Genomic DNA, 23,310 nt, shown 5'->3' on the forward strand with positions numbered 1-23,310 from the left:
TTATACACCTGTCTCCAAAATCAACCGGTCATACATTTCGCTCATGGTTTGTATCATTCTGGATGCTAAGTTGTAGGCATTCTGGAATTTCAACATATCAAGTGCTTCTTCGTCTTCATCCACACCGGAAATAGACATTCTTTTTTGCACAATAGTTTCTGAAATATTACTGTAGTTTTTCAGGAAAAGCTGTGATTTTTCTGTATCAACAGAATTATCACTGATTAAGCAACGTAAAAACTCGTTTGCTCCTGAACCACGGAACATTTTTACATTCTTATATAGCTGTGCCATTTCATTTACTAAAGATGGATTATCTGTACCGTTTGCCAGCTCATCCGCAGTAAGTGTTACCATATTTTCCGGTGTCTTTACTACATTCTGAGTTACCTTTACATTCGCTCCTGTCAACCAGTAATAATAGTTTCCAGAAGTATTCATATTGCTTCCTACAGTAGAGTTATAATCTCCAAAGTTCCATTCTGTTCCGTCCGGCTTTTCTCCCACGAAGAAAGAATCTCCTGGTGTTCCGTCTAAAGTAACACCTTTCTTTTGAATCTCGTTAAACTGTTTTGCAAATTCTCTTAAAAATGCATTTGCCTGAGCCTGATAATAAGGAATTCCCATTGCATCGATATTTTCACCGATTGCTGCATTTTTTCCCATTACTTTACTCTTTTCTTCTACGGAAAGCGTTGTGTCTAACTGGAACTGATAGGTCTTAGTAGCCTCATCATATGTAAATCCGGTATATCTGTACTGTGTATTATTCATAGTAAGAATACCTTTTTCAGGCATTGTCATATAGTTCACATCTGTTATACTCGGATTTTTCAGTGTTACGATATCTCCGCCTGTACCGGCTGTAACATTCTGCACTTTTCCGCTAAATCCTTCTGCATTATTACCGTCTCTGATTTCAAATAAGGCTCTTAATCTTCCATCCGATGCCTTACTTGCTGCATTGTACGGAATATTGCTGTCAGCCCAATAAATATCATAAAGTCCTTCTATATCGGACTGATTTACTTTTTCATCCCTTGCAACACATTTTAGGGTTTTATATTCAAAGTTATTTACCAACGTTTTTCCATTGATTTTCAATACATAATCGGTTGCTCCGGTATACATATTCGGATAATTGCTGTTTTTAACCTGAGTCTCTGTCACTTCTACCGGAACCAGTTCAGACAATTCATCTACCAAAAGTGCTCTTTGGTCTCTTAATTCGTTTGCATTGGTTCCCTGAAGTTCAATTACATTGATCTGCTTATTTAATAATGCAATTTTCTGTGCAATGGAGTTGATATTTTCTACCTGTGTTGCAATTTCCTTGTTACAATCTTCCTGAATCTTGCTAAGTCCTGTGTTTAAGCCATTGAAAAATGTTGCAAAACTTTGGGATTTACTGATAAACTGCTGACGCTTATCTAAATCATTCGGATTGCTGTTCAATGTATTCAATGCATTAAACATTTCATCTAATATAGTTGAGAAACCTTTTGCACTATCATCATCAATCAGATAATCTTCAATCTGTTGCATATAGTATAATTTACTATCATACAATCCCACTTTTGCATTGTTTTCCCAATATCTTACATCATAGTAAAAATCACGAATCTGCTTAATTTCTGTGGTATCAACACCACTTCCTGCCATACCATACTTTTGGTTTACGCGGAGCGCATCTGCTGCTACACGAATTGCCTCTTGTCTGGTATATCCCTTGGTATTTACATTAGAAATATTATTCGCTACCGTATTTGTTGCAGCCTGAAAAGATGTCAGGGCTGAACTTGAAATTGTTAATCCAAAAAATGTTGATGGCATATTTTCACCTCTTATTCTTATCCAAGCTGAGTTATAATGTGTTCTAACATTTCAGAAATCACATTGATATACCGGCTTGCCGCATTATATGCATTCTGATATTTAATCATATTTGTCAATTCTTCATCTGAAGATACTCCGATTACCTGCTGACGCTGATTACTGATACTTGTAACTGAACCGGACAAGCTTTGTGCAATACTTTCGTACACATTTCCCTTTGTAGACAATTCATTCATAAACTTCTCGTAATAGCCTTCAAACGTACATGGGTCTGTATCATTCGGATTTAAAATCATTCCTTTCTTTTCCCAAACTGCTGCCAGTTCTTCTGCCATTGCCTGTGCAACTTCACCGTTTTGTCTTAAATACGGAAGATTTGATTCTGCATCTAATAAATCCTGATTTACAGACACACCGTAAGTAGTGTACATCTTAGAAGTATCTGTAGTATCTTCTTCGTTGTATACATAGTACACTTTTCCGTCATCTGCCGTAACTTCTCTATATCGATCCATACCTCTTCTTACAAAAAGCTCACGACCAGGTTTTTCGCCATCATTTCCAACGCAACCCTTTTCTTCATCCCAAACTTTTACATTGTTGTAAACAGTTCCGTCTGCTCCTGTAAAACTTTTAGTGGTTAAAGGGCTTAACACATCATTAATGGCTGTCATAATTCCATGTACCAACTGGTCAAATTCTGCCTGGGCAGAAAGCATTACAGACATTCCCGCGCCATCATTATACTGATCTGCAGTAAGTCCTGTCACATCAGTATAATTTGCAACATGGTCTCCTCTTGCTAATACCTGTGCTTTTAAAATTCCGATATCTGTATTCATTTCAGAACTGATATCCACACTGTAATCAAACACATTTGTGTAATGCCCTAGTGATGCATCAGACAAATGTGGCCAGGTTGGTGTGATAAATCCGGTCGCTTTATCTACCTTTTTACCCATTTCAAATACATGCACTTCATCTACAAACTGTACGCCTTCTAATTTTACCTTTACAATTCCATCGGGTGTTTCAGAAAAATCAATCTGCGCATATTGTGAAAGTTCATCTAACGCATTATCCCTTTCATCTCGTAAAGTCATTGCAGTTTCTACTTTACCGGCTTCTACCTTTTGAATCTGTAAGTTTAATTCCTGAATAGTATGTCCTAATTCATTAATACGATCAATAGATTCGGAAATCTTTGTATTAATCTTACTCTGATAAGACTTCATGTTATCGACAATTCCCTGTGCACGTTCTACGAACAAAACGCCTTTTTGCACCACAAGGTTTTGATTTACAGAAGAATCCGGTATTTTGGCAAATTCCTGAAAAGCAGTCCAGAAATCATACATTCCACTCTGGAATGTAGTCCCTTCTAATTCCTGAAAAGAAGTAATTACTTCCTGAACAGCCTCGTTTGTAGCATCATAAAACGCCTGTCTTCCATTCTCAGTACGATAATATTTATCCAAAAAATAATCTCTGGTATGTACTACGTCTGCAATATTTACACCAAGTCCAGCCTGTTGTTTACTAATTGCTGATTTGGTATCAAATGTATTGTAATCTCTATCTGCAAATAGCACCTGCTGTCTGACATATCCGGTAGTTTCTACGTTTGCCAGATTGTTTGCAGTTGTATTTAGTGCATTCTGGCTCTGTTGTAATCCCGATGCTCCGATATAGAGACTTCCCATTCCGTTCGCCATCGTTACTCTTCCTCCTACTGTTTTGCATCAAAGCCCCGGCTACCTAGTACATCACCGGTATTATTAGCTCTTTTATCATAATTCGCCGTGGTAGGTGCCTGTCTCATACTTTTAAAAAGCGTCAGATCAAACTCTACCATTTCCATTGCCTGTGTCAGCAACACTTCGTTCTGTGTATTTATATCTGCCATTTTGTTAAGAGTATCCTTCAATCTCTTACGGATATCCTGTAACTTCTGTTGTTCTTCCGGTTGCTTATTTAAAAATGCTATCATATTAGTAATGGTAAGCTCTTGCGGCTCTTTACTAAGTACGATAGCCATATCCTTCACAACCTGTTCTCTTTTGTTCTCCAGATTCTTCAGATTACTGGTTATTTCCTGTTCTCTTCCTGTAATCTCCTCAAGAGCCGGAACATCGCCAGCAATGATAATCTGTCTTTTTTCCAAAGACAGTTCTGTCAGTTGCTCGTATTCTACATTCTCTTTTTCAAGGACATCCATGAAATCTTCCATTAAACTAGCCACGTTTGAACCTCATTTCTAAAGATATACATTATATGCATTGTACTTTTCAATTAATTTTGCCGCAAAATCTCCCGTTTCTACTTTGTAGCTACCAGATGCAATCTCTGCCTTTAACTGTGCAACTTTATCTTCTCTGATATCGGAGCTTTCTGCTACCGCCTGCTTTGCTACCTGATAGTCACGGCCCGCCTGGGAAATCTGCACTTCATCACGCTTTCCTGATGCTTGTGCCCCCTTTATTTTAGAAGCGTTTGCTGTTTTATATATCTGAGCGACCTGATTATATGCTTCTACACGCATAACGGCATCTCCTTTCTATTTTCTACTATATTTTTATAGTATTTCTCATGATTCTAATCTATTTATCGGTTATTCCCCGGAAAACTTTAGGAAGAAACAAAAAAAGAATTCCCCGAAAGGAATTCTTTTTTCATACGAGTTTTATCTCGCTGTTTATTCTTTATTACCAAAGGTTTCCTAATGAACCTAATCCACTTAAGCTTCCCATATCACCTAACAGACCAGTGTAGCCTTGTTTTACACAGAAATAATTAGCTAACATGAATACAAAATATACTAAAATCATAACTAATGGTAACTTATTGCGCATTGTTTCATTTGCAATTGGCATTGCCTGAAGAATCACAAAGAATCCCCAGATATTTCCTATTGCAAATACCAACATTCCGCCTACTGGGTTAATTAAGCATACAATAATTGCAAGAATATTTGTAATTATTACTACGCTACTTCTAAGAGAAGCTGCTCCTATCATCTGTGTAAAGGAAACAGTATTTTTCATAATAAGGTTTCCAAGGAATAATAACAGTGCTAATACAAATGATAATATCACCGAAAGAATCAATGTTAAAAAGATAATTTTTACATATGGAATTTTTACATCATCAGAAGAAAAATATGATACTACACCAACCATATCACCAAATGCCTTATTTGCTCCAATTGCCGCAAAGATTGCAGTAAGGATTCCCTGTAATACCATAAGTGCGATTCCTACTGCTACTCCACCTGCAAGGATTACATCTCTTCCACCTGTAACCGGATGCTTTATAATATTTAAAAAGCTTCCGAACATTTTTCCTAAAAATCCTGTCACTGCCTGCTGTGTCTGCTGGAACTGCTGTGAGTTCTGTGCATATCCCTGCTGCTGTGCCTGTTGCTGGAACTGTGGTGCCGCCTGCTGCTGTGTCTGCTGCTGGAACTGTGGTGCTGCCTGCTGCTGTACTGCTTCCGGCTGTGGTGCTGCCTGCTGCTGTGCTACTTCCGGCTGTGGTGCTGCCTGCTGCTGTGCTGCCTCCTGTCCACAATTACATACTTCGCCTTCTTCTAGTGGGCGTCCACATCTTGTACAAAATCTTGCCATTTTCTATTTCCTCCTAGTAATATATATACATTCCGCTAATTTCAACGATAACCCATTTTCCATCCTTGTATGCCAAGTTTATATAACAACTTTTTGAGTCATTACTTGTCTCATTTGTTACTTCATCAAACCAATTTCTGGTATAGTCAACTACATAATCATAGTCAAGTTCAACTTGTACAACCAATTCTTCTTCGGAAGACCAGTTATACTGAGACGCTGTTCCTTCTATATTTGATACAGAAAACTTATTTAAGGTTTCGTAACTACTGCTTTCAAAGTCACCTACCAGATTTTCATAAACATACTCTAAATCTTCTCCTGCATCCTTGTCTACCATACCAGAAATTGCACTAAAGTCTTTTCCTGCTATTGCTGCTTCGTAAATCTTCTGTAAATCTCCGGTTGCTGTATCGAATGCTTCTTCTAAAAGCTTATCATCCATAACCATATTGTCCAGATAATAGCTGTAATCTTCATCTGTGTCAATGACTTTTCTAACTTCCTGCATTCCATCTTTTTTTACTACAACCTGATGTTCCCCTGCGAACATTTCAGGAATGGTATAGTAATCGTAATAGTCTGAATCAGCAGATTGTTTCTTATCGTAATAGCTCTTACCAAGCTTTATATCATCTACGGTAACTTCTGCCCCTGTTGGAACAGCAATGCTATAATCCTCTACAATCAATGCTTCCGGACTTACTTCCCACTTGTCAAAGAACAATAAGTTCTTTCCGCTCTTCTTATTAACGGAAACATAATAATCACGATTAGAGGAACTTCCCTTGGTACGATATTGAATTCGAATATCTTTGCCAAGTTTATCTTCTGAATGATTTTCTTTTACTTCATATGTATTAACTTTGCTTAACTGCATATTACAGCTTGCATTTTCAAAGTTCTTCTCATTGATGAAATCGTTTTCCTCTACATCAAGAGTCTTATAGGCTTCCTTAAAGTTGTGATTTGCAACTTCTACGAAAAACTTCTCTGCAACTTTTTCTGCACTATTCATTTCTTTTCCGAAATTAAAGAATACTGCGACTGCTGCTACTAAAACAATTACTTCTACCGCTACAACAACCCATGCTTTAGACATTGGTTTCTTTGGCTGTGCCGGTTTCATCGGTTGTACCGGTTGCGACTGCTGTGCTGCCATGTTTGGCTGTACCGGTTGTGCCTGCTGTGCTGCCACGTTTGGCTGTACCGGTTTTTCTAATTTTGCTCCGCAATTTTCGCAAAATACGGATGCATCATTATTTTGTGTTCCACAATTTTGACAAAACATTCTTCTTCTCCTCCCTACTGTACATATGTTTGCAGAAATTCAACGTTTGCTTTTTCTATATCTGACATTCCGTTAAAAATAGCATCCACATCATCTGTTTTTTCTGCAATTTCCTGATACCATGTCTTGGAGTTGAAGTAGTCCTGAATGGCTGTATCGGTAAACTGATAGCCCTTCTTTGCATACATTTCGTTAATTACCATTTGAATGATATCTTTGCCTTCCGGAAGGTTTGCTACTGTCTTGCTCTGTAATGCTGTTACATCTTCCTCAGTCAGCTCTCTTTCGCTACTTTCCGGGCAAATATAATCTGTGGTTTCTTCTCCGGCAGCTTCCTCTGTTGCTGCAGTCTCATTCACTACAACCTCAAAGTCCTTTCCGGTTCCGTCGTATTCATCGTCACCACTTGTCTCTTCTGTCTCTTTGAAATTGCTCTTTTTGTCCGTTCTTGCCTTCTGGTTCAATTTTCCTACTGAGCCATCTACAAAGACAAGTACACAAAGAGCGATCATTGCTGCACATAATATGCCCAAGATAACTGCAACAATAATACTTGTTTTGCTTTTCTTCTTCATACGTTACATCTCCATAAACTTATTTATTATCCCGTACCTTTTCTTAATTTTATCTCCCTTTTAAAAAATTGCACGCGATATAAAAAATTTTGTCATTTTTTGTCTCATTTGTCAACTGTTTCCTGTTATTTTTCTGCTACCCTGCTATTTTTGTATTTATTGCTCTTGTCAAATATCTATAAATACTGCTTTACCAATCGCTCTACCTCTGTCTTTACTTGTTCTACCACTATATCAGGTCCTATAATCTTCGCTCCTTCTCCTAATGCCATTACCCAGGATAAAAACTGACGGCTTACCGCAACTCTTACCGTTACAGAGAAATGTTCTTCATCTACCGGTATCAGAGAAATGTCCTTTCCGAATCGGTCTATCATAACTCCCGCAAGGGAATTATGGCACAAAATCTTTACCATTTCTTCCTCGCCGTCAAACATTCCAAACATTTTTCTTGCATAAACAGCAATATCGAATTCCTTAAATACCCAACGACCTTCTCGTTTTTCTTCTGTCATTTCAATATGAAGCATCTTATCTACACGAAAATGTTTTATCTTTTCTTCTTTTTCGTCATATGCGATTAAATAGTAATTGTCATCATCCCAGGATAATGCCCAGGGACTCACCTGATACAGTGCTCCATCATGTCGCAATTCCATTTGTTTTTTGATATTCCACTGAAAATATTGAAATGTAATTTTCACATTTTCTGCAATTGCATTGTAAATGGCATCTACATTATAATAAATCCCTTCGTTTTTTGTCTTAATTCGTTCTGCCATGTACACCTGACGATTTAACTGTGTTGCCTCATACTTACTTGCAAGTCCCGTAATCTTTTCGATTAGCTCCCTGGACTTTTTGGTGGTAATAAACTTGGCGGACTGTACAGAATCAACCAATAGCTTCAATTCTGCCAACTCAAACTGGCGGCCAACCACTTTATAATAATAAGCCCGCTCTTCCTGATAACCTGCAATTTCCATTCCATAGGTTCGTAAACATTCCATATCATTGTAAAGACCTTTTCGCTCCGCAGAAATCCCATATGCATTTAACTCTGAAATAATCTCCGGCATGGTAATCCCGTGTGTTTCGTCTGTTTTTTGCAATAATATCTTCATTAAATATAATAATTTCAATTTCTGCGATGTTCTCTCCGCCATGATTACCTCCAATCCAGTAAGACAATTTCTCCCAGTGTGTGTCCCGGAACTTCAAAGACCTCCAATTTTTCCATTCTTAGTTATCTAGTAAGCTTACTCTATTGATATATCATAAATAGGTTATATGAATATAAAATGATATGCAATCAAAAAAATATCTATTTTTAAGTAAATTACTAACGCTCAAATTCATACCGAACCACTGCACAGTTTTTTACTCCGTATGCCGCAAATTCATCATTTGTCATCTCATGGAAATAAGAGTGTACCATCCGTGCAATTCCATTATGCGCTACTAAAATATACGTTTTATCTGACGTTGCCAGCTCATCCAATAAGTTATAAATTCTCTGGGCTAAGTGAAGCATGGATTCGCCATTTCCATAACGATTCAAAAACTGCTTCTTTGCCTCTTTGAACTCTTCTCCGTCTCTTGGCGTGGATTCATATTTTCCAAAATTCTGCTCTTTTAACCGCATTTCTTCTTTTGCCGGAATTCCTGTGATTTCCGATATATGAAGTGCAGTATCTTTTGCTCTGCTTAAAGGAGAATACAAAATTTCATCTGCCTGAATTCCTTCTTCCAAAATCTTTTTTCCGGTTTCCATTGCCTGCTCATGTCCAAGCTCTGTAAGAGCAATATCCGTCGCACCGCATATTTTATTTTCTACATTCCAAACTGTCTGCCCATGGCGGACAAAATAGATATATCCCATTTTCCTGTTTCCTCCGCTTTTAAAGTTTTTGATTAGTATACCACATTTTTCTTTTCTTTTTGACAAAAAAATGTTTTAATAAAAGAAATATTACTATTTGGATAAAAAGGAAGGCAAACGAAATGAATAAACACATTGATAAAGCTATGGAACTTAGGAATAAAACTCCTATGATGGATAATTGTTCACAGACAATTATGCGTACATATGCCAAAGAACTGGGAATTAATGAAGAACTTGCTGCTTCTATGGGATGCAACTTTGGTGGTGGAATGAAATGTGGAAGCACTTGTGGCGTAATAACTGCCGGACTTATAGTATTAGGTGCCAAAGGCATCGACTCGCCCTCTGTTACAAATGAATTTCAAAAAAGAATTGCACAAAATCACGATGGTATGACAAACTGTGCCGATCTTCTAAGAGCCAATGCCCAAAAGGGTGGTATTAAAAAAATTCACTGTGATGACATGATTAAGGAATCTATTGCATTAATAGATGAATTGGTGGCACGAGAGGAAAACAAGTAATCCTTACCGCTACTTGTTTTCTCCTTACCACGCAATACTTTTTCCACATTTTTAAGAAAATTTTTCAAATATGCTATTTTCTAGGCAAATTCCGGCATTTTTTTCTATTCTTGCTAATCAATACTAGAATCAAAATAAAAGAACAAGCATTTTCGCAATCTGTGCCTATTCTAAGACTAATAATAATGCCATCTTGAATTTGCCGTTTGCGGTTACGCTGTGCAGACCTTCTTTGTTAAAACGAAAGTTCTCGCCAGCTGAAATGGTGTAATCCTTTCCTTCATAACCGATGGTAGCCTGTCCTTCCAGTGCAAAAATAATGGCATTGCCCGGTGCACGGTGTGGCTGAAGACCGGTTCCTTCATCGAAAGCCATGAGAACGAATTTCATGGTATCGTTGCTTACCACATCAAGGTTGCTGATACTGCCTTCCTCGTACTGGATAAGGTCTTTTAATTTGAATACTTCGCCTGATTTAATAATGTTGTTCATAGGAATCTCCTTTTTTATAATAATTTCTGTATAAACGGCTCCGGTATCACTTTGCACACCGCAAAGTGTTCCGCCCGGGACGATGAGGACATCACCGGGTGTAAGCCTGCCTTTTTTCTGTTCAGCTCCAAGAATAAAATCCCCATTGCCTTTGGCACCGATGTAGACAGATGTCATATCGTAGCGTTCCTGGCTGATGGAAGTTTCTTTTCCGAGAGAAAAATAAGTTACGCTGTTTTCGGATCCAAGCCTGGCATCTCTTGAAATCGTCATTCCATCGCGGATTGGGCGCAACTGCGCAATTGTAAACACATGGTCCATGGCATAATACCTTCCTTATTTTTTCGTTCAATTCAGTGATACCGGAATGATATTTCGGATTAACCGGTCTTTGTAATTGACCTCATCCACAATGACATTCACATCGAAGGAACGGGAAATGTTCTGTTCATTCAAAATGCTATCTGTTGTGCCGTAGAAGCGTTCGCCTTTACGATTCATCATAAAGGCTTCATCGGCGATGCTCATGGCATTCGTTGGATAATGGGTGTTCATGATGGCACTGATGCCTTCTTCGTGTGCCAGCCGTTCAATCATGTTCAGTACCAGAATCTGGTTATGAAAATCCAGACCGGTCTCCGGTTCATCTAAAATGATGAGTTCCGGCTCGTTAATCAGTGCTCTTGCAATCAAGACCATCTGCAATTCGCCGCCACTCATACGGTTGCAATCTTTGCCTGCAAGCCGCGTGATGCCGACTTTTTCCATCATAGCTTCTGCCATTTCAATCTCCCGTGCACCGGGCTGCTCAAATAAACCCAGGTGGGAGCTCCTTCCAAGCATGACCATTTCAAGTCCGGTATAGGAAAAGGAAAAACTGTGCGCCTGTGGAATATAGGAAATCGTGTTCCATATGTCTCTTGACTTCATTTCACGAAGATCGGTCCCGTTTAAAAGAGAACGCCCTTTCGTCCATGGAAGCAACCCAATCATGCATTTGAGTAAGGTTGTTTTTCCGATTCCGTTGGGACCAAGGACGGACAAAATGTGTCCTTTTTCCAGATGAAGATTGATGTTTTTTAAGATTTCTTCCTGCTTCGGATAACCAAAACAGCCATTTTCAATTTCTAAAATCATCGCAGATTACTCCTGTTCAATAATGAAATAAATACAGGTGCTCCAATAATTGCAGTCAGCACGGACAGTGGAAGTTCAATCACACTGAGCGTTCTTGAGAGCGTATCAATCAGTATCATAAAACTTGCGCCAAGGCTGATGCTGACGGGCACAACGTAACGGTTGTTACTGCCCACAAGCATTCTGGCGCAGTGTGGAATCAAAAGTCCAATCCAACCAACCTGTCCGCACATAGATACGGCGGACGCAGTGATAATGGTGGAGGCAAGGATAAAGATTATTCGTGTCTTTTTCAGGTCGATTCCGCTTGCCTTAGCTTCGTCTTCGCTGAGCGCAAGAATGTTAAGCCGCCAGCGGAGCAGATAGATGATTGCGATTCCAATCAGGATAAACGGAGATCCAATCAATATCTTATGGTAAGTTGCGCTCGTAAAGCTTCCCATAAGCCAATAGGTAATCTCCGGAAGTTTGTCCTGTGGGTCAGCCGTGTATTTTAAAAGCGAGCCAATGGCGTTAAAAAGTGAGGATGCAATCACACCTGCCAGTACAAGATATACCATAGAGCCGCTTTTGTTTTTCCCGGCAATGCGTATGGTAAATGCAACTGAAGCAAGTCCAAAGACCAGAGCGATTAGCTGTGTTTCCAGAATACTACAAGACAAAATAATCGCAAGTATGGCACCTACACACGTTCCGCTTGTGACACCGAGAATATCCGGCGTTGCCAGCGGATTGGAAAAAAGCGACTGGAATGTATTGCCGGCGCAGGTTAAGCCTGCCCCAACAATAATTGCCATTAAAATACGAGGAAGTCGCAGATTCACGATAATGGAATAGTTCTGAATATTATTTTTCTGACCGGTGAAGATGGCGGCGATAGATTTTACCACATCGGAAAGTGGAACCTCCATTCGTCCGACACACATGCAAATCATCCCGATGATAACCGGAAGTGCGAACATCACAATGATGGCCAGAGGGGTAAAATGTCCTTTTTTAAGTAAGCAGTTATTTTTCATTAATACTGTAACATTTCCTCCAAATCTGCGTCAGTCACATCATATCCATACCAATCGTGATAGTATTCACGGATGGTGTCTTCCAGTGGATAATCGGCAAATGCTTCCGGATATGTGTTGCATGCCATCCATGCAAATACTAATGGTGCATCCGGGTTTGGAGTGAACCAGTTCCACATGCCGAGTGTTGTATCGTAGACACGTTTGTTTTTCACAGCAGTCAATGTGGAAAAATCAGTACCTTCTACGTTATTTTCAAGGACATCAGCTGTTTTTAAAGATAAAAGTCCAGGTCCATCCAGAAACAGGATGTCAGGATCCCAGTTGTAGACCTGCTCCATGTTTACCTGTGTGAATCCTTTTGCTTCCGATGCAACCACATCGGTTACACCAAGGTGTTTCAACCAGTAAGTTCCAAAGGTTCCCTGACCGGACACCTGAGGCACGCCATCTGCGTATTTCCATAAAATCATGGCACTTGGACGCTCATTTTCCGGAATATTTGCAATGCGGGATTCTACGTCATCCACGATTTTATTTCCGGCTTCCTCGAAAGCATCCATTTTGCCGCTTTCACCAAAAACGTCTTCCAGAAGCTCCAGCCACTCCTGATAACGTACCAGAGGATCCGCCTCTGTTTCAGCACCAATGGTTGCAAATCCGATACATGGGATTCCGCTGGACTGAAGGATCTGGGCATGCTCTTTATTGCCGGCGTTGTAGAAGATGACATCCGGTTGGAGTTTCATAATCTCTTCAATATTTAAATCGCTCTGAGCATAAACGGTATCAGAGGATTCCATAAGTTCCGGTGCGATGTCTTTTAAAACAGTCTTGGTGATCGTATCTTTAAAAGAACCGCAGTAGCCCACAATATTTGGAGCATCTCCGCCGAAGTAGGCCATGTAGGTGGAAAGAATTGGAATCTGATCAATGACTACCCTGGAAATGTTGTTTGGAACCTCCACGGTATTACCGGCGTGGTCAACAACTGTGTGAATTCCGTTGGGATCAGGTGTTTCTGCCTCTGAGGTTTCCGTAACCGAAGTGTCAGTGGCAGGTTTTTCAGTTTTTTTATCTCCGCATCCTGCGAAAAGAAAGGTTGTCATGCAGGCAACCAGTAAAACAGATACATACTTTTTCATATAAATCTCCTTAAATATTTTATAGTTAGTTATATCTAACTTACGATTGAATATTCTAACAGAATCACATGTCTCTGTCGGTTGCCATAGCAACATTTTAGGAAAAGAATGATGTATGACCTACAGTTTTACTTCCCCTGAGGGGTTATCCTGCAAGAAAGTAGTAATCCAGCATGGTGATTTTAGAGCCGGAAAATGTTAAAACGCCCTCGTCGCGCATCCGGCAAAGTTCGCGGGAGAGTGCGCTTCTGTCAACATACAGGAATTCAGCCAGCTTACTTCTGGAAAATGGAAGGCGGATTGTTCCGTCCTCAGAGATTTCCTGGGTCTGTAAGTAGACCTTAATCTTATCCCGGAGTTTTTTCTGGCTCAGGATGCGTACTTTCGTATTAAAAAAGGTAATCTGATTCGCCAATTCCTGAAGCAGATTAGCAGTCACCTGCATGCGGTACGGACAGGTGAGTGTCGATGGATTAAGCAGAATCTGGAAATCCAGGAGCAGCACTCTGGAGTCAACGGATGCATCCAGATAGAACTGGCTGGCAAGGGAACTGCCACATGCCAGTTCTGCACCAAAGACAGAACCGCTTTTCAGATGACTGATGACAACGGGATTGCCATTCTCATCATAAATAAATTCTTCCAGTCCGCCCTCCAATAGCACACCGGCACGGAAATCCTTATCACCGGCGTTGACAAGGGACGTTCTGGCAGGATAATATTCGACTCTTGCTTGCAAACAGTTTAATACGTTCTGATATTTATCCTCCGGAATTCCACGGAAAAGACTGGCACTTCGGAGATATTTTATATATGTGTTCAATTCAAAAAAAGGTTCATTGGTTGCCATGGCAATTGCCTCCTTGGAATTAGTTGTATATAATATTGGTTACTTTAAACTAACTCACATTATACGTTTACATAAGTAGAAAGTCAATCTTCGGAGGTCGTATTTCATATGTTACATTTTGGTATTGATATTGGAACATCAACAGTTAAGCTTCTGATTCTGGATCAGAAATCGGTTTTGGGGTCATGGGAGGAACCTCATCATGAACAGCCAGCCGCAACACTCTGCAAAGGGCTGGCAGAAATGGAAAAACATATTTCAGAACCGGAATTTGCGGTTGGATTTACCGGAATCCATGCTCAGTTTTTTCACCAGAGGCTCCCGGGTTCAGGGTTTTTAGAGGATATTCCGGCGATTGTGGAAGGTACGAAACTTCTTGCGCCGGATGCAAAAAGTATCATAGAAATCGGAAGTCAGGGTTCAAGATTTATTACAAGGCTGAGTCAGGTGCCACAGTTTGCGACAAACGGACACTGTGCAGGTGGAACAGGAAGCTTTTTTGAAGATCAGATGTCAAGACTGGGACTTCCGATGGAAAGTTATTCCGAACTTACGGAACAGGCTAAAAGTATTCCACGTTTGTCTGGAAGATGCGCTGTTTTTGCAAAAACAGATATTATTCACAGACAGCAAGAAGGTGTTCCAACGCCGGATATTCTTCTTGGACTCTGTTATGCCATGATTAAAAATTACAAGGCAACCATTGTGCGCACACTTCCGTTGGAAAAGCCGGTAGCATTCTGTGGCGGTGTTACAAAGAATAAAGGGGTTATCCGCGCAATCAAAGATGTTTTTGAACTTGGGGAGGAAGAACTGAAAGTGCCGGAATATGCGGTGTTTTCCAGTGCAATAGGTGCGGCACTGCATGCTGAGGGAAACTTTACCATAAAAGATATTCAAAATGCCGCCGTGTTTGTACCTCCTGTGCGCTCGAAAGTCTGGAATGCGTTACAAGAAACACCAGACAAGATTGTAGAAGAGCCAACGGTTCTGGGAAAGGTTGAATCCCAAAAATGTGCACTGGGCATTGACATTGGCTCGACCAGTACAGATCTGGTCATTATCGGAGAAAACGGAGAACTTCTGGATTATCAGTATCTTCGAACAGCAGGCAACCCGGAGGCTGCCGTACGAAAAGGATTTTCAAGCATCCGGAAACGCTTCGGTGAACTACAATTTCGCGCAGTCGGCGTGACTGGCTCTGGAAGAGAGCGTATCGGGCGCATGATTGGGGCAGATGCTGTCCGGGATGAGATCACGTCACAGGCAGCGGGGGCTGTGCACTGTGTCCCGGAGGCGGACACCGTTTTTGAAATCGGCGGTCAGGATAGCAAATATATCCATCTTCAAAACGGCGAAGTTGCGGAGTTTCAAATGAACAAGATCTGTGCGGCAGGAACCGGAAGTTTTATCGAGGAGCAGGCGGCACGCATGGGAATTCCTGTGACAGAGTTTGGTCCACTTGCGCTTACGGCAGAATCACCGGCAAATCTCGGGGAACGTTGTACGGTATTTATCGAAACTGCCATTGCTGCCGCCTTTGCAGAAGGAACCAAGCAGGCGGATATTGCGGCAGGACTCTGTTATTCCATCGTGCAAAATTATCTGCACAAGGTCGTAGGAAGCAAGCCAGTGGGAAATCACATTGTCTTACAGGGTGGAGTGGCATATAATCCGGGAATTGTGGCAGCTTTCCGAGCCTTCTACGGAAAACGTATCACGGTCAATCCATTTTTTCCAATCAGTGGTGCATATGGCGTAGCACTGCTTGCACAGGATGTGGTAAAGGATGCAAAAAGCTGTTTCGTGGGATTTGATTTTTCCGGTGAAGAAATCCATCTGGATACAACAAACGAGATTGTGCGAAAGAACATAGAATTTTACCATCAGACAGAAAAACTGCTTTTGGATGGATATTCCGGCAAACGTGATCCGAAAAAGAAAACGGTTGGTGTTCCGTTTGTACTGATGATCCATAAATTTTTTCCAATAGCAAATGCGTTTTTTCACTCACTGGGCTATAACGTGATACTTTCTGAGCCCACCAATGAGGACACAATCCGCTTATCCCAGGAATATGCAAGTGGAGAAACCTGTTATCCGGTCAAGCTAATCTACGGACACATGAAACAGCTGATTGATCAGAAGGTGGATTATATTTTTCTTCCATCGATTCATACAATGAAACATGAGACCAGCCGTGTGGAGCACAATTATGGCTGTGTATACATGCAGACCGCAGCTGCCTCTGTTGCAAAAGTCATGAAACTGGAAGAAAAGGGAATTACACTTTTAAACCCGATATTTGACCTGGATTTTGGCAAGGATGCAATGGCGGCTGCGATGCTTGGTCTTGGAAAAATACTTGGCATTGCAAAACCTCTGTGTGCCAAGGCACTACTCTCTGGGGCAATGGCAGTCAGAAAACACACCAATGCGGTGGAAAAACAGGGGAAACTGCTTCTCGACAGCCTCAAGCCCGAGGATAAGGTACTCGTTCTAATCACCCGTAATTATGGAGTATGCAATACCTCTTTCAAAACGCGAGCAAGAACTTCCACAAATAATCCTAAGCTGGGCGGAACTTGATGCGTTGGCGGAAAAAATCGGTCAGATTCCGGTGGAAAACAAACGAATCGCAGCTACAGGAACTCCCATGTGTCTCGGCGTACTGGATGATGGAATTCTGGAAGAACTGGAAAAAGAATACACGATACTCAGGCAACCTCTTATAGAATATCTGTATTTCCTCTGGAAAGATCAAAAGACAAGTATGGATATTCTTGAGACACTGAAACACCATCTCATGCAACTTGGCAGCAAAATGGGCAAAAGAAATCCATTTGCGGCGAATCTAGATTACTTATTTAAGATTGCAGATGCAAGTCTGGCAGAGCTGAACGGTGGAAATGGCAGATACCGTTTTGCAAAAAAACTTTCAGTCCATGAACCTGAACAGGACAAATCATAATAATTCGTTCGTAGTATTATTAATTCTTTTACTATCTGCTTTCAACATAAATCTTAAAATCACATATAATTATCCTCTAACATATATGTAATAACTGTGCAAATCTTAATACAGTTTTGCACCTGCTGGAATTGAATCGTCTAACATTACAAGATTCAACTTTTCTTCACCATTTACATTGTGAATAGCTGAAAGTAACATACCACAAGAGTCAATTCCCATCATTGAACGTGGTGGAAGATTTACGATTGCAAGTAATGTCTTACCAACAAGTTCCTCTGGCTCGTAAAAAGCATGTACTCCTGAAAGAATTGTTCTCTCATTCTCTGTTCCGTCATCAAGCGTAAATCTAGCCAAAGCTGGAAGGTATGGTGGAACATACGCTTATAAAGATATTCTTTTGAATTTGCGAGCTGGGTATCTCCTCAGTTTAAGCTGTATCTGATTAAGGAATTTGAACGGTTAAAAAAAGAAGAACAAGCATTACTTGGCTGGAGTGCGAAAAGAGAGCTGGCAAAAATCAATTACCGAATACATACAGATGCCATAAAAACAAATCTGATTCCAGCTGAGCTTACACCACAGCAGACCTCTGTAATTTATGCATCTGAAGCAGATGTATTAAATATGGCATTGTTTGGTATGACTGCCAAGCAGTGGCGTGAGGAACATCCTGACAAAAAGGGGAATATCAGAGATTATGCCAGCATTAATGAATTGATTTGTCTTTCCAACATGGAAAATATTAATGCAGTTTTGATTGAAGACGGATTAAGTCAGAAAGAACGTCTGATAAAATTAAATAAGATTGCCATACATCAAATGTCCATTTTGGAAGAACAAAATCCAAAGGTATTAAAGTAATTCAATTGCATTTTTTCTAATTCCCCCGAATTCGGGGGAATTAAAATTTATAAGTTTTACAAGACAGTTCCGATTTTCTTCCGGATTTCTCCTATTAGTGAGACAATAATTATTTTTACACAAACCAGCTTATTCGTGGGAGAATAAAACCACAGATAGGCTGGTTGTTTGTTTGAAAGGAGAATTTTATGAAAACCAAACAGCCGGAACTAAACAAAATCACTGCACTCTACGAGAGATTATCCCGTGATGATGAGCAAAGCGGTGACAGCAACAGTATCATAAACCAGAAGAAAATGCTGGAAAAATATGCAACCGAGCAGGGATTTACCAATCTGCGTCATTATACAGATGACGGATGGTCGGGAACCAATTTTGACAGACCGGACTGAAAGCGTATGCTTGCGGATATTGAAGATGGCACTGTAGGATGCGTTATCGTAAAGGATATGAGCCGTATCGGGCGTAATTACCTTGAAGTAGGCTTTTATACGGAAGTGCTGTTTCGAAAGAAAAATGTGCGATTTATCGCTATTTCCAACAATGTGGACAGTGCCCTGAACGGTGGCAGTAACGAATTTGCCCCGTTTCTTAACATTATGAATGAGTGGTATGTAAGAGACACCAGCCGGAAAATCAAATCCGTGCTTCATAATAAGGGGATGGAAGGAAAGCATCTGACAAGTAATGCAATCTACGGGTACAAGAAAGATCCTGATAACCCAGATCGCTGGATTATTGATGAAGAAGCTGCCACTGTGGTAAGACGCATTTATCAGCTTATCATTGAGGGAAACGGAACAATGCAGGTAGCAAGGATACTGAAGGATGAAAAAATCGAAAGACCTTCCTATTATCTTGCAAAGCAGGGGCTTGGGACCTGTCGGGGAAGCTGTGACATGGGCAGACCATATACATGGACTGCCACTACTGTTTCAGACATTGTAAGAAAGCCTGAGTATATGGGGCATACTGTAAATTTCCGTACCAAGAAACTATCCTATAAGGATAAGAATTCCGTGCACAATTCACCGGAGGACTGGATTATTTTTGAAAACACACAGGAAGCAATTGTGGACGAAGAAACATGGCTTACTGTTCAGAAAATCCGTGAAACTAAGCACCGGCCCACTAAGAAAGGTGACATCAATCCTCTGACCGGACTGGTATACTGTGCTGACTGCGGTGCCAAGATGTTCAACCACCAGTGCGGTGCCAAGATGTTCAACCACCGCACTGGTGGTTATGAAAAGAAGGATAAGGATGGTAATCCAACCGGAAAGTACACCAATGCACAGGACAATTACACCTGCTCCACCTACAGTAAAGCAAAGAGCAAGTTTGAAAACAGATGCACACAGCATCATGTCCGCACGGATGTTATCAGGGATTTGCTTTTGGAAATCATCAAAGCTACCAGCACTTATGTGATGGAGCATGAATCCGAGTTTATCGAAAAGGTTCGCAGTGCTACGGAACTTCAACAGGAAAGCGAAGCAAAAGCACTGAAAAAGCGTCTTTCCAGAGAGCAGAAACGCATCAAAGAACTAAATATCCTCATTAAGAAAATCTATGAGGACAATGTAAATGGGAAGCTAAGTGACAAGCGGTTTGAAATGCTTTTGGCTGACTACGAAACAGAACAAAGTGAATTGGAATTATCAGTAGATGCTTTAGAAAAGGCTTTGAATGACTATCAGGAGAATGCTGATAATGTAGATAAGTTTATAAAACTGGTACACAAATATACAGATTTTACAGAACTTACTACTCCTATGATCCATGAATTTGTTGATAAAATCGTGGTACATGAAGCAGACAAATCTACCGGTGACAGAATCCAACAGATTGATATTTATCTCAAGCATGTAGGAAAACTGGATGTCCCGATGCCGGAGCTTACACCCGAACAGATAAAAGAAGAAGACCACAAACGCCGTAAACGTGCATGGAACCGTACTTATATGCGTCGCAAATATGAGCGTGAAAAGGCAGAACGTGAAGCAAAAGAAAAAGGGTTATCTGAGGCAGTCGGATAGACTGTCCCAGAAATAACCCTGTGAAAGTGAAACATGTGATACTGATTGCCTATAAATGTGAAATCACCACCCATTTCTATCAAAAATGCTCTAATATTATTGACCAACTGCATTTCCAACTCATGCTCTGAATATTCCGGTGATAGTTCTGCAAAATCAAAAGTGTATTCATCCTTAACTGCTAATTTTGCCTGCACTCTACGTTCTGCTGGAAGTGTCATATCAAAATTAGTCTGATTTAGCAAATATTTTTCATATGTTTGTGCCTCAACAAAATTTGTCAGCACACGTTTTGTCCAGCCATAACGCTTTGTCATTTGAATGTAAAATTCCCTTTGTAAATCATCTTTACATTTTTCCATAATGACAACATTATTACTCCAACTAATTTCTCGCACCAGTGGTGCGAGTTTTTCCGAACCACAATATGTCAGATAGAAATTTCGCATTCTCCATAAATTTGCAGCCGAATATCCTTTAGCTCCAGGAAATTCTTTTTGCAATTCTTTTGACAATACCTGTACAATAGATTTTCCCCAGCCGTTTTCTTGCTGCTGTCTATAAATTTCTTCGCCGATTTCCCAATACAAGTTTATCGTCTCAGAATTAATCATTTTTACCACATGATACTGCTTTTCATGTATCAAATGTTTTAAATCATCAACCAACGGTTCATAACCAACAATTTCATTCTTTTCCATAATATCACACTTCCATTTCTCGCACCAATGGTGCGATATTCACTACCAATCTATCTCATTAAGGTAATGCTTTTAACACATACAGATTCCTGTTTGTCATCTTCCCGAAACGCTTTTCCTAATATAACTTATCCACCTCAGCCTCATATACCGCCTCAGTATGAGCATCAAACAACACCCACTCGACTAAATCAAAGCTGTTCGGATTATCCTGCAGAAATCTATTAACTGTATGAACTGCAACTTTCGCTGCCAGCTCTACCGGAAAGCTGTACACACCTGTCGATATAGATGGAAATGCGATTGTTCTGATTCCATTATCCATTGCCAGCTTCACAGAATTAAAATAGCAGTTTGCAAGAAGTTCTTCCTCTTTATTCCTGCCTCCATACCATATCGGTCCAACTGTATGTATTACATAATCACAAGGCAGATTATATGCTTTTGTAATCTTTGCTTCACCAGTCTCACATCTGTGAAGTGTCCTGCACTCTGTCAGAAGTTCCGGTCCCGCTGCTCTGTGAATCGCACCATCTACACCACCTCCGCCAAGAAGGGAATTGTTTGCTGCATTCACAATTGCCTGCACATCTGTTACTTTTGTTATGTCACTTTTTATCGTTTTAATCAAATACATTGTTTAATATTCCTTCTCTATCTCATCATCTATTCCATACATCTTCTTGAATGCATCAAGGTCTGCCAGATTCTTAATCAGCATAACCTCTTCTATCTTCCCTGTATGAATGTCCTTAAAGCCTGCAACCTGCTCGCCATTACATATGCTCGCCTTGATTACTGGTTTCTTATTTTCTTTATCATATGTCTTTGTAACTGTCTTTTTTTTAAATAGTCCCACTCTGAGCACCTTCTTTTGACTTTGCCATCAGTATAAGTTTTTCAAAGGACTGTGCAAAGCGTACATCATCTTCTTCTGTACGCTTCCTCGGTTCCTTCATATGATTCTTATGAGAGCTGCGTCTTACCTTCTTGTTAAGATGTCGCTCCATAAGCATCCGATCTATGTTCTCATTCGTGTACCACTTGCCTGATAAAAACGAACAGATTCTTCCATATCATCAACAACTACCAAGACATTTTTTAGCTTCATGATTTCTTTTCCTCTAGTTCCTTTTAATCCGTATCAGGCTTTTATACGATATCGCTTTTATATTTTAGATAATTCGTCTAATGTCGAAACTTTCCATAGCCATTCTAGTGGAATTGGTGGTGTCATAATATTTTCATCAGCTACTGCATCTAGTTGTATCCTCTTTTCTTTCTTTTCTGGCAATTTGCCATATTCATTACTTGAAAGAACACATCTATATTCATTTTGATAACTATATTTATCGAATTTACAAATCGGAGTGTATATGCCCGTATATGCATCACTTATATAATTTATCCAATTTGAGCATACCGAAATATCATAATTCTTACTTTCTACTTCTTTCTTTACATAATTATTTAGGATCTGCACAAACCTTTTTCTATTTTTTACTATTGAAAAGTGAGTCCCCATATTTCTCATTCTAATATCAGGTTTTACAATTTTACCTGTGTCACTAATATGCAATGTGTAAAAACATAATAATCTATAGCAATTTTGATATCGCGACGAAACATATACCTTCCCATTTAACACTTTCTTCAAAATATAATCTTTTCCATCTGTGCAATGTATCAAAGTTCCTTTGCTTAATCCCATATATTTTTTTAATTCATCTGAAGAAACCTCTAATATATTTTCAATTGCACATTCATTTATGTCACCTACAGCATCATTATCCTTAAACTCTTGATAATAACGTGGTGATTGAAACCAAAATTGCCCTGCATTCATTGATTTTAATGCAGCTTCTTCACTTATTTTAATAAGTATCCCATTTTCTATTTTATTATAGCCAATCTTAGTCTGTTGTGAATTTAATGGTCTACCACAAACTTTGCAAAATTTATTTTGTGGCATTTCTTTGTATTGAGTACCGCAAAGCATACATCTATACACTTGAATTTCACTTTCATCTTCAGATATATTATTCATTATATTGCAACTCCTTATCTCAAATCAGCGATGATACAGTATCTATATTTCAAATCTTCCATGTATTTCTTGTACATTTCCAACTGTGTATTGCGATACATACTTAATATCATCAATCCAACGTTTTTTTGCATTTTCATTGCCACTTTTTTTTCCATTAAAATCAACTTTAGACTGTATATTCCTAATTAGTGTCTGCTGATTAAACTGCTTCCAGCTCAAAATCAGCAGATTGATGTGTTAATAGTTCCAGCAGCCATAAAAATGTAAAAAGTATCCGTGACTGTATCTTGAACAGATTCGTCACA

The 23,310-nt window shown here is 39.7% G+C and carries 23 protein-coding genes and 4 pseudogenes; 6 read left to right on the forward strand and 21 right to left on the reverse strand.

Going from position 1 to position 23,310, the window contains the following annotated elements; translation table 11 throughout:
• From flgK (KQI83_RS15110) to KQI83_RS15150, 9 genes are all read right to left on the reverse strand, one after another.
• Entirely contained in the window at window positions 1-1,833 is a 1,833-nt protein-coding gene (gene flgK / locus KQI83_RS15110) for a flagellar hook-associated protein FlgK (RefSeq protein WP_216559762.1), read from the reverse strand.
• A gap of 17 nt (window positions 1,834-1,850) precedes the next feature.
• Entirely contained in the window at window positions 1,851-3,551 is a 1,701-nt protein-coding gene (gene flgK / locus KQI83_RS15115) for a flagellar hook-associated protein FlgK (protein WP_216559764.1), read from the reverse strand.
• Between the two features lie 14 nt (window positions 3,552-3,565).
• Window positions 3,566-4,078, reverse strand: a complete 513-nt coding sequence (locus tag KQI83_RS15120; protein WP_330622451.1) for a flagellar protein FlgN — start codon at window positions 4,076-4,078, stop codon at window positions 3,566-3,568.
• Window positions 4,079-4,093: 15 nt separating this feature from the next.
• Complete coding sequence (gene flgM / locus KQI83_RS15125; RefSeq protein WP_216559766.1) at window positions 4,094-4,378, reverse strand: flagellar biosynthesis anti-sigma factor FlgM; 285 nt, start codon at window positions 4,376-4,378, stop codon at window positions 4,094-4,096.
• A 163-nt stretch (window positions 4,379-4,541) separates the two neighbouring features.
• The gene (locus KQI83_RS15130; RefSeq protein ID WP_216559768.1) at window positions 4,542-5,462 is read right to left on the reverse strand and encodes a hypothetical protein; all 921 of its coding nucleotides are present in this window, start codon (window positions 5,460-5,462) and stop codon (window positions 4,542-4,544) included.
• Between the two features lie 13 nt (window positions 5,463-5,475).
• Window positions 5,476-6,753: a zinc-ribbon domain-containing protein gene (locus KQI83_RS15135; RefSeq protein ID WP_216559770.1), complete on the reverse strand. Its 1,278-nt coding sequence runs from the start codon at window positions 6,751-6,753 to the stop codon at window positions 5,476-5,478.
• Window positions 6,754-6,767: 14 nt separating this feature from the next.
• Window positions 6,768-7,328 (reverse strand): YARHG domain-containing protein, encoded by a 561-nt coding sequence (locus KQI83_RS15140; RefSeq protein WP_216559772.1) that lies wholly within the window; start codon window positions 7,326-7,328, stop codon window positions 6,768-6,770.
• 176 nt (window positions 7,329-7,504) lie between these two features.
• On the reverse strand, window positions 7,505-8,494 hold the full coding sequence (locus KQI83_RS15145) for a helix-turn-helix transcriptional regulator (RefSeq protein ID WP_216559774.1): 990 nt from the start codon (window positions 8,492-8,494) through the stop codon (window positions 7,505-7,507).
• Between the two features lie 176 nt (window positions 8,495-8,670).
• Window positions 8,671-9,210, reverse strand: a complete 540-nt coding sequence (locus KQI83_RS15150) for a histidine phosphatase family protein (RefSeq protein WP_216559776.1) — start codon at window positions 9,208-9,210, stop codon at window positions 8,671-8,673.
• Window positions 9,211-9,332: 122 nt separating this feature from the next.
• Between KQI83_RS15150 and KQI83_RS15155 the strand changes: the two genes are divergently transcribed.
• Complete coding sequence (locus KQI83_RS15155; RefSeq protein ID WP_216559778.1) at window positions 9,333-9,737, forward strand: C-GCAxxG-C-C family protein; 405 nt, start codon at window positions 9,333-9,335, stop codon at window positions 9,735-9,737.
• 165 nt (window positions 9,738-9,902) lie between these two features.
• Here the strand turns inward: KQI83_RS15155 and KQI83_RS15160 are convergent, their stop codons facing one another.
• The 5 genes from KQI83_RS15160 to KQI83_RS15180 form a co-directional block, all read right to left on the reverse strand.
• Window positions 9,903-10,550, reverse strand: a complete 648-nt coding sequence (locus KQI83_RS15160; protein WP_216559780.1) for a cupin domain-containing protein — start codon at window positions 10,548-10,550, stop codon at window positions 9,903-9,905.
• 27 nt (window positions 10,551-10,577) lie between these two features.
• Window positions 10,578-11,366 carry an ABC transporter ATP-binding protein gene (locus tag KQI83_RS15165; RefSeq protein WP_216559782.1) on the reverse strand — a complete coding sequence of 263 codons (789 nt, stop codon included), beginning with the start codon at window positions 11,364-11,366 and terminating at the stop codon, window positions 10,578-10,580.
• Complete coding sequence (locus tag KQI83_RS15170; RefSeq protein WP_216559784.1) at window positions 11,363-12,385, reverse strand: FecCD family ABC transporter permease; 1,023 nt, start codon at window positions 12,383-12,385, stop codon at window positions 11,363-11,365. Before KQI83_RS15170 ends, KQI83_RS15165 begins: the two co-directional genes overlap by 4 nt.
• Window positions 12,385-13,530 carry an ABC transporter substrate-binding protein gene (locus tag KQI83_RS15175; protein WP_216559786.1) on the reverse strand — a complete coding sequence of 382 codons (1,146 nt, stop codon included), beginning with the start codon at window positions 13,528-13,530 and terminating at the stop codon, window positions 12,385-12,387. The genes KQI83_RS15170 and KQI83_RS15175 overlap by 1 nt, the downstream gene beginning before the upstream one ends.
• Before the next feature lie 145 nt (window positions 13,531-13,675).
• Window positions 13,676-14,380 carry a Crp/Fnr family transcriptional regulator gene (locus KQI83_RS15180; protein WP_216559788.1) on the reverse strand — a complete coding sequence of 235 codons (705 nt, stop codon included), beginning with the start codon at window positions 14,378-14,380 and terminating at the stop codon, window positions 13,676-13,678.
• A gap of 108 nt (window positions 14,381-14,488) precedes the next feature.
• On the opposite strand from KQI83_RS15180, the gene KQI83_RS15185 reads away from it, so the two are divergent.
• Window positions 14,489-16,969 (forward strand): acyl-CoA dehydratase activase, encoded by a 2,481-nt coding sequence (locus KQI83_RS15185; RefSeq protein WP_253295651.1) that lies wholly within the window; start codon window positions 14,489-14,491, stop codon window positions 16,967-16,969.
• A 4-nt stretch (window positions 16,970-16,973) separates the two neighbouring features.
• Window positions 16,974-17,351, forward strand: coding sequence for a hypothetical protein (locus KQI83_RS16885; RefSeq protein ID WP_253295652.1), 378 nt, complete (start codon window positions 16,974-16,976; stop codon window positions 17,349-17,351).
• A 105-nt stretch (window positions 17,352-17,456) separates the two neighbouring features.
• On the opposite strand, the pseudogene KQI83_RS15190 reads toward KQI83_RS16885, so the two are convergent.
• Window positions 17,457-17,708: pseudogene (locus KQI83_RS15190) on the reverse strand (methionyl-tRNA formyltransferase); the annotation flags it as partial.
• Here KQI83_RS15190 and KQI83_RS17240 point away from each other — a divergent pair.
• From KQI83_RS17240 to KQI83_RS16895, 3 genes and pseudogenes are all read left to right on the forward strand, one after another.
• A pseudogene (locus KQI83_RS17240) lies at window positions 17,701-18,215 on the forward strand (KilA-N domain-containing protein); the annotation flags it as partial. The pseudogenes KQI83_RS15190 and KQI83_RS17240 sit on opposite strands and share 8 nt — an antisense overlap.
• Before the next feature lie 188 nt (window positions 18,216-18,403).
• Window positions 18,404-19,606, forward strand: a pseudogene (locus KQI83_RS16890) (recombinase family protein); the annotation flags it as partial.
• Between the two features lie 225 nt (window positions 19,607-19,831).
• Window positions 19,832-20,254 carry a DUF4368 domain-containing protein gene (locus KQI83_RS16895; protein WP_253295667.1) on the forward strand — a complete coding sequence of 141 codons (423 nt, stop codon included), beginning with the start codon at window positions 19,832-19,834 and terminating at the stop codon, window positions 20,252-20,254.
• Here the strand turns inward: KQI83_RS16895 and KQI83_RS15205 are convergent.
• The 6 genes and pseudogenes from KQI83_RS15205 to KQI83_RS15225 all read right to left on the reverse strand — a co-directional run bounded on the left by KQI83_RS15205 (window position 20,176) and on the right by KQI83_RS15225 (window position 23,002).
• Window positions 20,176-20,955: a PDDEXK nuclease domain-containing protein gene (locus KQI83_RS15205; protein ID WP_253295653.1), complete on the reverse strand. Its 780-nt coding sequence runs from the start codon at window positions 20,953-20,955 to the stop codon at window positions 20,176-20,178. The genes KQI83_RS16895 and KQI83_RS15205 overlap by 79 nt on opposite strands.
• 118 nt (window positions 20,956-21,073) lie before the next feature.
• Window positions 21,074-21,592: an O-acetyl-ADP-ribose deacetylase gene (locus KQI83_RS15210; protein ID WP_216559790.1), complete on the reverse strand. Its 519-nt coding sequence runs from the start codon at window positions 21,590-21,592 to the stop codon at window positions 21,074-21,076.
• Window positions 21,593-21,595: 3 nt separating this feature from the next.
• Window positions 21,596-21,814, reverse strand: coding sequence for an aspartate dehydrogenase (locus KQI83_RS15215; RefSeq protein WP_216559793.1), 219 nt, complete (start codon window positions 21,812-21,814; stop codon window positions 21,596-21,598).
• A pseudogene (locus KQI83_RS15220) lies at window positions 21,801-22,007 on the reverse strand (DUF188 domain-containing protein); the annotation flags it as partial. The pseudogene KQI83_RS15220 and the gene KQI83_RS15215, both read right to left, overlap by 14 nt.
• The gene (locus tag KQI83_RS17325) at window positions 21,977-22,066 is read right to left on the reverse strand and encodes a VOC family protein (protein ID WP_442969785.1); all 90 of its coding nucleotides are present in this window, start codon (window positions 22,064-22,066) and stop codon (window positions 21,977-21,979) included. The pseudogene KQI83_RS15220 and the gene KQI83_RS17325, both read right to left, overlap by 31 nt.
• A gap of 57 nt (window positions 22,067-22,123) precedes the next feature.
• The gene (locus tag KQI83_RS15225; protein WP_216559794.1) at window positions 22,124-23,002 is read right to left on the reverse strand and encodes a hypothetical protein; all 879 of its coding nucleotides are present in this window, start codon (window positions 23,000-23,002) and stop codon (window positions 22,124-22,126) included.
• Window positions 23,003-23,310 lie beyond the last annotated feature (308 nt).

Source organism: Roseburia sp. MSJ-14 (assembly GCF_018918225.1).
In the GTDB taxonomy this organism is placed as follows: Bacteria; Bacillota; Clostridia; order Lachnospirales; family Lachnospiraceae; genus Petralouisia.